Below are 12,805 nucleotides of genomic sequence, written 5' to 3'. Positions count from 1 at the left end.
TTTTGAAAACTCATAACACAATCTTACAGACTGCCAAACAGACTATTGAGATGGAAAGTCGGGCTATTCTAAACCTAACTTCCTTATTAGATAGTAATTTTGCCGACGCAGTATCATGCATTTACAATTCTAAAGGCCGAGTTATCATAACTGGTATTGGAAAAAGTGCCATTATTGCTACGAAAATTGTGGCAACTTTAAACTCCACCGGAACACCTGCTGTTTTTATGCATGCTGCCGATGCCATTCATGGCGATTTAGGCTTAATCTTGGATGACGATGTTGTTATTTGCATTTCTAAAAGTGGTAATACTCCAGAAATCAAAGTACTAGTACCGCTTATAAAACGTGCGAAAAACAAAATGATTGCTATAACGGGTAATCGCGATTCCTTTTTAGGAATAAACGCTGATTTTGTTTTAAATACATTTGTGGAAAAAGAAGCCTGCCCGAATAATTTAGCACCAACAACCAGTACAACTGCTCAATTAGTTATGGGCGACGCTGTGGCTATTTGTTTATTAGAATTACGTGGTTTTACGAGCAACGATTTCGCCAAATATCATCCTGGAGGTGCCCTGGGCAAAAAATTATATTTGCGTGTTAGCGATATGAGTGATATAAATGAAAAACCTCAGGTAAACCCTGACACCAATATTAAAGAGGTGATTATTGAAATTTCTGAAAAAATGTTAGGCGTAACAGCGGTTGTTGAAAACAATAAAATAATGGGTATTATTACGGATGGCGATTTACGTAGAATGTTAACCAAGTCCAATGATTTTATCCACTTAACTGCTAAAGATATTATGGGAGCTAATCCCAAACGGATTGATGCTAATGCCATGGCTGTAGAAGCTAAAGAATTAATGGAAACGCATGGTATTTCACAATTATTAGTAGAGAAACAAGGTGAATATGCAGGAATTGTCCATATTCATGATTTAATAAAAGAAGGTATCATATAATGGCCAGAAAGAGTATCAACGACATGTCTTTTCTAGATCATCTAGAAGACTTAAGATGGCATTTAATCCGCGCCACTTTCGCTATTTTAATTGCTGGATCTGTCGCTTTTTTAATGTCCGATTTTATTTTTGAAACCATAATTTTCGGACCAAAACGCATGACCTTTCCAACTTATCAGTGGTTATGTAAAGCATCACAATTTATAGGTGTCGACACTACTTTTTGTTTGGATGAATTTCCGTTCCGCATTCAAAATAGAACTATGGCTGGTCAGTTTTCTGCCCATATTTGGACGTCCATATATGCGGGACTAATTATTGCTTTCCCCTACGTCGTTTATCAATTCTGGAAATTTATAAGTCCAGGCTTACAAATTAATGAACGCAAGCATTCACGTGGCTTTATTGTAATATCATCTTTGTTATTTTTTATTGGCGTTTTATTCGGATACTATATTGTAACGCCATTATCTATTAACTTTTTAGGTACTTACACCGTTAGTACTGAAATTTCAAATGAAATAGATTTAAGTTCCTATATAGCATTGGTGCGCTCCTCATCATTAGCCTCTGGATTAGTTTTTGAATTGCCAATTGTGATTTACTTCTTAACAAAAATTGGGCTAGTAACACCGCAGATTCTCAAAAAATACCGCAAATTCGCCTTGGTTATTGTACTGATTATTTCGGCTATAATTACGCCTCCAGATATTGCCAGTCAAGTTATTGTGGCTATTCCAATTTTATTGTTATATCAGATAAGTATTTATATTTCGAAAGTAGTCGTTAGAAATCAGGAACGACAAGCTAAAAAGGATACAAAGAAAAAACAGGTATAAATACAAACAAATTCATCAAAAACCGCTTTTTAAAACAGATTAAAAATCTTTCAGATTCGTGTCGTTTACATAAGATGATTTGTGCCTATATTTTTTCGGAAATAAGTACAATGGTGTAAACCCGTGTAATTCGTGTCAAAATTTCCAGAAATCACAACGAGAAGCACTATAGTAAATACTTCTAACTATATTTGAAGAAATTAAGATATGTTGAAATTACAAGTGTCGATTTTGAAATATAAGCCGTTAAACATTGTTTAAATTCAATCGAAAAAATTCAATTGTCGTCTTGATTTTACTATTTTAGCCTAGAGTTTAAGCCTATGAAATTAAAAGCAGAACATTTAATGAAATCCTATAGCGGCCGAAAAGTCGTTAAAGATGTATCTTTGGAAGTAAATCAAGGTGAAATTGTTGGTCTTTTAGGACCTAATGGCGCCGGTAAAACCACTTCTTTTTATATGATTGTGGGATTAATTAAACCCAACGGTGGCAATATCTTTTTAGATAATACCAACATCACGAAATATCCTATGTATAAACGTGCTCAAAACGGTATTGGTTATTTGGCACAAGAAGCTTCTGTATTTAGAAAATTAAGCATTGAAGATAATATTTTAAGCGTTTTACAACTCACCAAATTAAGCAAGAAAGAGCAATTGCATAAAATGGAATCGCTGATTGAAGAGTTTAGCTTGGGACATATTAGAAAAAGTCGCGGCGATTTATTATCTGGTGGTGAACGCCGTCGTACTGAAATAGCACGTGCTCTGGCAACCGATCCAAATTTTATTCTATTAGATGAACCTTTTGCAGGTGTGGACCCTGTTGCTGTGGAAGATATTCAGCGTATTGTGGCACAACTGACCAAGAAAAACATCGGTATTCTTATTACCGATCACAACGTGCAAGAAACCTTGGCCATTACCGACAGAACTTATTTAATGTTTGAAGGAAGTATTTTAAAGGCTGGTGAACCAGAAGAATTAGCCAATGATGAAATGGTTAGAAAAGTGTATTTAGGTCAGAATTTCGAACTTCGGAAAAAGAATATAAGGGAAGAGTAATACAGTGTTTTATATATCATGGCTTTCTGAATACTCACATCTATATTCTCAACAAGTTATTTCGCGAAGTAACCTAGAGAGCCGTGGAGCTTCACAGAAAAACAATTCATTTCATCTTAACTATTATTCACATTCAGCTCTCTATTTAGTTAAGAGGGCTGGACAAACGCAGTTTGGACGGGAAGATTGAATCCTGGCCATGCAATCCGCCATGTACAAAGGGTGGTTTGCTTTAATTTCTAATACTTTTTTTCTATATTTTATGCTCTATTTTCTTTTCTCTGCGCATAACTGCTTCTTTCTGACTCACAACAAACAACTAAACACCTCATCACCCTCTAACCATCCCAACAACCCAAAGCACAAATTTAAATACCAAAACGGCCAAAATACCGATTATTAATCCGATAGTAAATTCTTTTAGAATGGAAGGCCAGGCTTCGAACACATGATGAAAGAAATCAATATTATGTGCAAAAATACCGCCGGAAACCAGTATCAAGGCAATAGTTCCGATAACGGATAAGCTTTTAATAACATAAGGCAAAGCGTTAACCAAAACGGTTCCTATGCCACCTAAAACTCCTTTTCCACCGCTCCTTTCTACTAATTTCAACCCAAAATCATCCATACGGACAATCAATGCTACAATACCATAAACCCCAACGGTGGCAATTATAGCCACAATAGATACCACAATAATTTGGAGCAATAAGGTCTGTTCTAAAACGACACCTAAAGCGATGATGACAATTTCAACCGATAAAATAAAATCGGTTAATATTGCTGACTTTATTTTACTTTTTTCCTGTTCCAAAATTTCTTTTTCAGAAAGCTCTTCGGCTGTATTAACCGCTGCTGTTTTAGAACCATGTGGAATAAAATAGTCAACTATTTTTTCAGCGCCTTCAAAAGCCAAATAAATACCACCTAATATTAAAATAATGGTAACGGCTGCGGGTAAAAAAGCACTCAATAAAAAAGCAATAGGTAATATAATGAGTTTATTTAAAAATGAACCTTTAGTAATTGCCCACAAAACAGGGATTTCTCTAGACGACATGAAACCTGATGCTTTTTCGGCATTCACAGCTAAATCATCGCCCAAAATACCAGCAGTTTTCTTGGTGGTAACTTTACTTAATACAGCCACATCGTCCATGAGTACACCAATATCGTCAAGAAGAGCAAAAAATCCAGAAGCCATAAAAATAAAGTGTATTCGTTAAAATTAAAAGGTTAGGCTTTAATACTTTTTGCTGTTAACAACGACAATAATACATAAAGCAAAATAATTAAAGGAATTGCCGCAAATTGTAAAACAACTAGCAATACCACCGTTAAAAGAATAAAGACATAGCGCGTAATGTTAGACTTAAAATCCCAAGTCTTAAATTTTAAAGCAAATAACTTCACTGGTGCATTCAACATATAACTACTAATTAACGTCAATATTACTAAAAACCAAGGATTCATAATAGTAGAGTTAATAAGATCATTATTTTGAAACTCCAAAATCATTGGTAGTGAAACAATTAAAATCGCATTGGCAGGCGTTGGTAAACCTTTAAAGTAACTCTGCTGATCTTCATCTATATTAAATTTAGCCAAACGATAGGCAGAAGCTAGTGTGATAAAAAAGCCGATATAAGCTAATGGTGTATAATGTAAACCTTCAAATATACTGCTGCTACTCCAAACGGCATCTGCATCTTCAATAACCGGATTCCCCAATGATAAATGCAATAGTTTAAACATGACTACCCCAGGCACCAAACCACTGGTTACCATATCGGCAAGCGAGTCCAGCTGAACACCTAATGGTCCTTGAACGTTAAATTTACGTGCAAAAAAGCCATCAAAAAAATCGAAAAATATGCCTAAAAACATAAAGATAGCAGCCGTAACAAAATGATTGTTTATAGCAAGTACCACGGCAATACAGCCACTAAATAAGTTTAAAAGCGTAATAAAATTAGGGATATGTTTTTTCATAGGTCTATTAGATAATCCTGTAAAAATAGCAAACTATTTATAGGTATAAAGAAAAAACAGACAATATCTACATCAATTACAAGTTTAATATGTTGAAAAATTGTAGCATATTTGCAAAAAGAATTCTATTTGAAAGCATTACTAACTACAGCATTGGTTTTATTAGTCTCTGTAAACATATTTGGTCAAGCCGTCCGAAAATATTCAAATGAATTCATGAATATTGGGGTTGATGCCGCGGCATTGGGAATGAGTAATGCCGTTACCGCAAATTCTGCCGATGTAAATTCGGGGTATTGGAATCCCGCCGGACTCGTTCATATAGAAGATAAGCAAATAGCGCTAATGCACTCCAGTTACTTCGCCAATATTGCCAATTACGATTACATTGGATTCGCCATGCCTATTGATAACCGCTCGGCTATAGGTATTTCTGTTATTCGTTTTGCTGTAGATGATATTTTAAACACAACACAATTAATTGACGAGCAAGGAAATATAAACTACGATAGAATTAGCTTGTTTTCCACTGCCGATTATGGCGTAACGTTTTCCTATGCCAGAAGCCTACCTTTGGATGGTTTAAATTATGGTATTAATGCGAAGGTTATTCGTCGTATTATTGGTAAGTTTGCGTCTTCATGGGGTTTTGGGCTGGATGCCGCTATTCAGTTTGAGACTAAAAACAACTGGAAGTTTGGCGTTATGGCTCGCGATATAACAACCACTTTTAATGCTTGGGCCATTGATGAAGATGAATTTGCAACCGTTCAAGATGCCATAGAAGGTCAGAATCAGGAATTGCCTGAAACTACCGAAATCACCATTCCTAAACTGCAAATAGGTATAGCCAAAAAATTTATTATTCGCTATGATTATTCATTGTTAGCGGAAGTCGATTTAAATGTACGTTTTGAACAAAATAACGATATTATTTCTACCTCATTTGCTAGTATTACACCGGCAGTTGGTTTCGAATTCGGCTATTTAGACATGGTATTTTTACGCACGGGCGTAGGAAATTTTCAAAATGAATTACAGATAGATACTAATGAACGCATATCATTTCAACCTAGTATTGGAGTCGGATTTAAATACAAAGGCATCCAAGTAGATTATGCGTTTACAGACATTGGCGATCAAAGTGTTGCACTCTACTCCAATGTGTTTTCCTTAAAATTAGATTTTAGCATTTTTAGATAATAAATTACATTATGAATTACCGTTACCTCTTTCTTTTTCTAGCACTTTCTTTTCAGAATGTATGGACACAGAACTTATCATCGCAAGCCCAAATAAGCGTTGTTACTATTGGCCCTGGAGCTTCTTTAAATGATGCTTTTGGACATAATGTGTTCCGTATTTTGGATCGCGCTAACGATTTAGATGTTGGTTATGATTACGGGCGCTTCCCTTTTGATGAACCTGGCTTTTATCTGAATTTTGCTCAAGGAAAACTTAATTACTCTATTGGAAAAAGTAAATACAACGATATTAAAGACTTTTATATCTGGCAAAATCGCACTATAAAAGAGCAGGTTTTAAATCTTTCTTCGGAAGAAAAACAGGCTATTTTCGATTATCTAAAAAATAATTACAAGCCCGAAAACCGCGAATATCTTTACGATTTCTTTTATAATAATTGTGCCACCAAAATTCGCGATGTATTGCAAGTTGTTACAAATAAAGAGATAATTTTTCCTGAACCCGATAATTTTCAACCGCAAACATTTAGAAGTCTCATTCGTGAAAAAGTCCCAACAAATTTATGGGGTAGCGTTGGTATCGATCTTGCTTTAGGTTCAGTTATCGATCAACAAGCAACAGCTCAAGAACATATGTTTCTACCCGATTATATTCATGTGTTTTTTAGTGAAGCGACTCTAGGTAGTAAAAAACTGGTAAGTAGTGAGAAGATAATCTATCAGGAAAAGCCAACGGAAGCTAGCCTTGATATTCTATGGAGTCCATTCGTTGTTTTTACTATCATCGGTTTGCTTATAATAGGCATTACTTACTCCGACTTTAAAAAGCAAAAACGCAGTAAAATATTAGATACGATACTTTTAATAAGCACGATGTTAATTGGAATTATGGTATTACTGCTATGGTTTGCAACAGACCATCAAACCACGGCTCAAAATTACAATCTGCTATGGGCTTTTCCTTTAAATGGTATATTGGCTTGGCAAATAGCTAAACGACAACCAAAAGCATGGGTAATTCCTTTCCTAAAGTTTTTGGTAATAATACTCGCATTAATGAGTTTTCACTGGACAATAGGCGTTCAAGTATTCGCTCCAGCATTAATTCCATTGCTTTTAGCATTATTAATGAGGTACCTGTTTTTAATAAACTATTTCAATAGAAAGCTAAATGTGTAAATAGTTTTCATTGTTCTATTAATCAAAGTTTTACATAGACTCGGTGTTCCCGCCTCTGCAAAACGCTCCGGATGGGCAGGCGGTGTTCGGTGTTCGGTGTTCGGTGTTCGGTGTTCGGTGTTCGGTGTTCGGTGTTCGGTGTTCGGTGTTCGGTGTTTATCAATAAAGCGAAATATATCTAACGTTTTCCATTTATGACCCAATGTTCACTTTAAACTTTAATAACTTATTATTATCATTAAACAGCTTCAACTCACAAAAAAATCACAACTCATATTCAAGCCATAACTCATCACTGCCCCCTAAAATAAATCATGGTTCCAACAGTTTTAATTAGCACATTTAAATCCAAGAAAAAACTTCGGTGTTTAATGTAATATAAATCATATTGAAGCTTCAGTAAGCTATCCTTGACTGTTCCTCCGTAACGCACATTTACTTGTGCCCATCCCGTTAAACCCGGTTTAATAATATGCCGTGTTTCATAAAATGGAATAACATCTGATAATTCTCTGACAAAACTTGGACGTTCAGGTCGCGGACCAATTAAACTCATATCTCCTTTTAAAATATTTAAAAACTGGGGAATTTCATCCAAACGTGAGCGTCTTAAAAACATACCAAAAGGCGTAATGCGACTATCATTTTTAACAGCCCAAACAGCTCCATTCAATTCGGCATTAGTCACCATGGTTCTAAACTTAACGATACGGAATAATTTCCCATTTTTCCCTACGCGTTCTTGACGGTATAAAAGTGGTCCTTTATTCGCTATTAAATTGCCTATAAAAATAAATGGAACTAAAATGGAACCAATTAGTGCACCAATAAGAGCTAAAAGTATATCAAACAAACGATGGAAAAACAAATAAAGCTTATTTTGATTGCTGCGACTAAATGGAAAATATTTGTAAAAATCCTTGCCTACAAACTGAACAGGCACGCGATATGTAATATCTTCAAAAACTTGAGCGTACTCTTTTATAGGAAATCCACGTTCTAATAACCTAATCAAATCGCGATAAATTGGGGGTGTTATGTTTTCGGCATTATAACTAGCAACAACAATTTCTGAAATAGATTCTTCCTTTATTATATCATGGATAGATTCCGGTGAATATTCTTTAATTCCTTTAAACCTTACCCGTTCTGAAACTATCTTTTCGCAATTAATATAACCTACAATTTTATAATTCGGGTCGGCATCCTTGAAAGCACTTATAATGCCCTCAATATTAGATGTTTCCCCTACAATAAGCACTTTTTTATAAAACCGTGGCGAAGTTATAAAGTAAATATAAACCAAGCGCCATAGCGATAAAGCAATCATTATTGCCAGATAAAAATAGGCGATTTGTAAACGATTTGATGGTAATATGGGCGTGAAAAACGGTGTTAATAAATAAAACAAAACTGTGATAGAGGATGTTAAAACAATATTAGCGAAGACTTTATCCTTCCGACTAGCCTTTTGCAAGTCGTAAAGTTCAAAAACAGTTCCAAAAACAATTAAATAAACGATTAAAACAACAACCCAAGTCCAATTTTGTTTCGTGATCGTAAAATAATCAAAATGAAACCAATTACTAACAAAATACAGAGCTAAAAGTACACTTAAAATATCGACAACCCGTAATAATATTTTGCGCTCCGATATATTAAAGTGAATAGCCTGTTTTCCCATAGTACTAGATTAGCTTGGTAAAGATAATAAGATACAGAAATTAACCAAGTTTATTTACTGGTAGTTGGTTCCTTGTTAACGGCCAGCATTCTAAAGCATTTCCAGGATATTGGTTGTTCTGAAGCTGTTTCACAGAGCTTACTGGACGTGCTTGTAGAAATTATACCTAATACCCATCTATAACTACAACTGCAAACTACTTTATAAATAGAAGTACTAGTGCTTCAGCCGAATCTTTTAAAGCGTTTAGAGCGTATAGAATGCAGGATTATTTCTTTTTAGATTGACTGCTATTTTTGCTTAAACACAACATTTACGATTGATCCGTCAACATCTAACTCCAACAACAAAAATCCTCTTAGGGATTAAGGGATTACCTCAAACCATCGCTCCTTAACAATATTCCAATCAAATGCTTCTACTTGTGCCCTAGCCTGCCGCGCCATTTGCTTTGTACCTTCCACATCCGAAACCAATTGAATAACGGCACGCTCGAAAGCCACAGCATCATTAGCTGGAACCAATTTTCCTGATTCAGTATCAGAAATTAAATACGGCATACCACCAACATCAGTAGAAATAACCGGCAATCCCAGCGCCATAGCTTCAATGATAGACACTGGCATATTGTCAAAGTTAGTGGTATTAATAAAAATATTATAATTCGCAGCCAAGGCCAACCATTCAGGTTTCGAGAGTTTGCCTGTAAAGGTTATAGCAACATTCAATTCTTCTGCCAGTTTTTGGGTCGCTTGAAAACTACCATCTCCAGAATCGGGTCCTACCATGCAGAGTTCGCAACTATATCCGGCATCTTGCAAGCGTTTTAAAACTCGAATTGCCAATTGAGGATTATAAATATCTGAAAAGGACCGCACCCAAAGTAAGCGAATCGTTTTAAAATTTTTTCTTGAAACGTGTACTGCTCAATAGATATACTATTCGGAATATAAACTACATCTTTAAAACCCATTTCTTCGAATATGCTTCGTAAATATAAGGAAGGCGACACCAATTTTTGGGCATTTTTGAACAGCTTTGCACTCATTTTAGGCGATTTTTTTATGCGACTTGGCAAATTGCCCCCATGAAGTATCGGTATATAAGGTAAACCTAAAACGCGGCAAAGTTGACTCACCAAAAAGGCATAATAGAAGTTTTTGGTACTATAAGTGTCTATCAAAACCACATCCACACGCTTCGCATAACTACAAACACGATAAAGCATATCACATAATCGTAACACCTTATTGGATTTTGAAGACGCATAAAACAGCGTATAACCTTCAGCTTCCAACAAAGGCCCTAATATACCTATAGCCGAAATATTAGTCTGTTTTTTGCTTAAGTTGTTTCCTATGTAAAGGACGTTTGTCATGTGTTACGTTTAATAAAGCTAATGCATATATAAAGGCTGGTGCTGCAATTCGCATGGCTGAATGATTAATAGTGGCAAACCAAAAGGCTAAAAAGGCATAAAAAAACACATTATTGCGATGCCCACTTCTAAAGTATAATGGTGTAAAAATAAGAATTATTAAAATTAAAATACCAAAAACACCATGTTCGGAAAGCAAACGGCTAATCTCATTATGAGATGCAATAATAGTTCCTTCTTCCTCTAAACGGGATTGTTTCATACCGCTAGCACCAACCCCTAAAAAAGGATTTTTTTTAAAACCATCAAATTCATCAAGAAAAAGATCCACACGTCCTGTAGTAATATCCTTTTTTTCTCTACCGCCGGCATCCTCATTCGCATAGCGATTACCCACCAAGCCACTGGACTGATTTAAACTTATGGTCCAAGTTACAAGGGCCACAAAAAACAAAAGAACTATAGACACGATAATTTGTTGTCTTTTTCGAAATTTAGCACTGCCGTAAAAAATCGCCAAAAAGGCTAAAATCATAATAATAGCGCCAAAAACACCACCACGACTTAAAGTTACTATGGCTCTAAAGGATACTGCAGCTAATAATACAAGATTAAACACTTTTAAAAAAAGTGTGGGAGATTTCATAAAAAAACGAACGGTTAATGCAAACATACCCAAGCCCAATAAGGTAGAAACTTGATTGGGTCCAAAACCACCTGACGTCTCAAAGCTAGACCCTGTTGATGTTAACACCTCCTTGACACTCGGGTTAAACAAGAACAAATGTGTAGTCATGGCAATGATGGGATAGCTCATACTGGCCACAATTTGAAGTAAAACCTCTCTACTTACTTTCTTATTGTAACAATATAAAGCTGAAACCCCCAAGCAAATGGGACCACTCAATACAAAAGCGACACTCGTGCGGAAGTTTAAATCGTAGCCTAAAGTAGTTGATGCCACCAGCACAGCTGGTACTAATAAAATTAAATAAATAAAATAGGGATAGGCTTTTCCTGAAATGCCATCATAAAAAATCCCTATTCCCATTAATAATATGACAAAATATTTTGAGAATTCATAAAACAAACCACCACCGGTCATTCTAAATAAAGATTCAGCTGCCACAATATAAGAGGCGCCAAAAAGCACCCACATAACCTTCTTACTTGGTGCGCTTGTAATGGTTTTAAATATAAAAAACACACAAACAACTGTGAAATATAGTTTAGAAAACTGCGGAATCTTATTGATAAAGATACCCATAACAATATGCAACACAATCAAGGCCACATAGGCATCATTGGTAAAGCGGTAGCGATAGCTTCGTTTGGCTGTCATAAAATTAAAATATATAGGACTTGCAAAATACAGTATTTATTAGAGTTGAGAATACATCTGAAGTAATTTATCCCTTACTGCCACTGCGGAAAATTGCGTCAAAACATGTTGATAAATTAGCTTTCCAATCGTTTTTCTATGTTCTAAATCTTTCATTAAAACTAGTAATTGCTCCGCTAAAAGCTGCGACTGGTTTGGCAGGACTAAAAATTCATGACATGCTTTAGGGAACACGCTACTACAATGGCCAACATGAGTGGCTACAATAGGTAACTGACCCAATCCGTATTCCAAAAGCGCCAAGGGCAACCCTTCGGATAACGAGGACAGCACGCCTATATCAGCCTGCTGAATTATATGCTGTGTATCTGGACAGCTTCCATAAAAGAAAACCCGGTCTTGTAAATCCAACTGATTTACCAGCTGGTATACCGATTCCGAATAGACATCTTTAAAATCCTGTCCTACACAATGCAAGCTCCACTCTGGATATTGAGAAGAAACTATTTGAAAAGCGTTTATAAGATTATGATGGTCTTTTTGAGGTCTTAAATTAGCCAAACATAACATGCGTTTTCCTGGTATACCTTTTAATTGCGTAAGTTTTACCGTCTCCTTTTCTTGAATAGCAAAATTTGGCAAATACACCACCTGCTTGCATTTCAAATGGTTTTTTGCCCAAGTTTCTAAAACGGGGTTGACACTTAAAATTAGTGAAAAATACCGCGAGCAAAACGCAAGAACCCGATAAGGGCGCTCTGCCAAAAAGCTACTATTCCCATAATGATCATGCCAAACAATTTTTAAATGGGGGTTTAGCCATTTCATAATGGTAGCCATAAAAAAAGAAGTCGAATGTGCGTGGATAATGGTAATCTGCTCCTGTTTAATATAACGCTTTAATTTAAGAATAGCCTGTACATCAATCTTATGCTGCTTATTCAAAAACAAATACGAAACATTCTGCTTGATAGACGCTTTTAATAAACCTTCCTGTCTTGTCGCGCATACATACGAACCCTCCAAAGAATCAGAAAGCACATTAGCCATATTAACCGCCATACGCTCTGCCCCACCAGCCTCTAAACTATCTATTAATTGCAGTACGCGCATGTTTTTATTTTATTTTCTGTTATCTGTCATCGGTT

At 35.7% G+C, this 12,805-nt stretch carries 12 protein-coding genes; 5 read left to right on the top strand and 7 right to left on the bottom strand.

What is annotated here, in order from left to right; genetic code table 11:
* The first annotated feature begins 50 nt into the window (after positions 1 to 50).
* The 3 genes from BZARG_RS03275 to lptB all read left to right on the top strand — a co-directional run bounded on the left by BZARG_RS03275 (position 51) and on the right by lptB (position 2,874).
* Positions 51 to 968: a KpsF/GutQ family sugar-phosphate isomerase gene (locus BZARG_RS03275; protein WP_008635402.1), complete on the top strand. Its 918-nt coding sequence runs from the start codon at positions 51 to 53 to the stop codon at positions 966 to 968.
* Positions 968 to 1,807 (top strand): twin-arginine translocase subunit TatC, encoded by an 840-nt coding sequence (gene tatC / locus BZARG_RS03270; RefSeq protein WP_008635587.1) that lies wholly within the window; start codon positions 968 to 970, stop codon positions 1,805 to 1,807. Before BZARG_RS03275 ends, tatC begins: the two co-directional genes overlap by 1 nt.
* Before the next feature lie 323 nt (positions 1,808 to 2,130).
* Positions 2,131 to 2,874 (top strand): LPS export ABC transporter ATP-binding protein, encoded by a 744-nt coding sequence (gene lptB, locus BZARG_RS03265; RefSeq protein WP_008635714.1) that lies wholly within the window; start codon positions 2,131 to 2,133, stop codon positions 2,872 to 2,874.
* Between the two features lie 331 nt (positions 2,875 to 3,205).
* On the opposite strand, the gene BZARG_RS03260 is transcribed toward lptB, so the two are convergent.
* Together BZARG_RS03260 and BZARG_RS03255 are read right to left on the bottom strand one after the other, a co-directional pair.
* Entirely contained in the window at positions 3,206 to 4,081 is an 876-nt protein-coding gene (locus BZARG_RS03260; protein WP_008635458.1) for a DUF808 domain-containing protein, read from the bottom strand.
* 32 nt (positions 4,082 to 4,113) lie between these two features.
* Complete coding sequence (locus BZARG_RS03255) at positions 4,114 to 4,869, bottom strand: CDP-alcohol phosphatidyltransferase family protein (RefSeq protein WP_008635432.1); 756 nt, start codon at positions 4,867 to 4,869, stop codon at positions 4,114 to 4,116.
* A gap of 129 nt (positions 4,870 to 4,998) precedes the next feature.
* Here BZARG_RS03255 and BZARG_RS03250 point away from each other — a divergent pair, with 129 nt between their 5' ends.
* On the top strand, positions 4,999 to 6,072 hold the full coding sequence (locus tag BZARG_RS03250; protein WP_008635745.1) for a putative type IX sorting system protein PorV2: 1,074 nt from the start codon (positions 4,999 to 5,001) through the stop codon (positions 6,070 to 6,072).
* An 11-nt stretch (positions 6,073 to 6,083) separates the two neighbouring features.
* Positions 6,084 to 7,253, top strand: a complete 1,170-nt coding sequence (locus BZARG_RS03245; RefSeq protein ID WP_008635335.1) for a lipoprotein N-acyltransferase Lnb domain-containing protein — start codon at positions 6,084 to 6,086, stop codon at positions 7,251 to 7,253.
* A 292-nt stretch (positions 7,254 to 7,545) separates the two neighbouring features.
* Here BZARG_RS03245 and BZARG_RS03240 read toward each other — a convergent pair whose 3' ends face one another.
* From BZARG_RS03240 to BZARG_RS03225, 5 genes are all read right to left on the bottom strand, one after another.
* Positions 7,546 to 8,937: a sugar transferase gene (locus BZARG_RS03240; protein WP_008635654.1), complete on the bottom strand. Its 1,392-nt coding sequence runs from the start codon at positions 8,935 to 8,937 to the stop codon at positions 7,546 to 7,548.
* A 365-nt stretch (positions 8,938 to 9,302) separates the two neighbouring features.
* A complete protein-coding gene (locus BZARG_RS15970) occupies positions 9,303 to 9,782 on the bottom strand; it encodes a glycosyltransferase family 4 protein (protein WP_394330501.1) in 480 nt (159 codons plus the stop codon).
* Positions 9,764 to 10,315 carry a glycosyltransferase family protein gene (locus tag BZARG_RS15965; protein WP_008635408.1) on the bottom strand — a complete coding sequence of 184 codons (552 nt, stop codon included), beginning with the start codon at positions 10,313 to 10,315 and terminating at the stop codon, positions 9,764 to 9,766. Before BZARG_RS15965 ends, BZARG_RS15970 begins: the two co-directional genes overlap by 19 nt.
* Positions 10,266 to 11,657 carry an O-antigen ligase family protein gene (locus BZARG_RS03230; RefSeq protein WP_008635615.1) on the bottom strand — a complete coding sequence of 464 codons (1,392 nt, stop codon included), beginning with the start codon at positions 11,655 to 11,657 and terminating at the stop codon, positions 10,266 to 10,268. The genes BZARG_RS15965 and BZARG_RS03230 overlap by 50 nt, the downstream gene beginning before the upstream one ends.
* A 39-nt stretch (positions 11,658 to 11,696) precedes the next feature.
* Complete coding sequence (locus BZARG_RS03225; RefSeq protein ID WP_008635417.1) at positions 11,697 to 12,770, bottom strand: glycosyltransferase; 1,074 nt, start codon at positions 12,768 to 12,770, stop codon at positions 11,697 to 11,699.
* Positions 12,771 to 12,805: the final 35 nt, after the last annotated feature.

It is taken from the genome of Bizionia argentinensis JUB59 (assembly GCF_000224335.1).
GTDB lineage: Bacteria > Bacteroidota > Bacteroidia > Flavobacteriales > Flavobacteriaceae > Algorimicrobium > Algorimicrobium argentinense.
The sequence above is the reverse complement of the archived record's forward strand: the minus strand, read 5'-3'. Positions and strand labels throughout refer to the sequence as shown.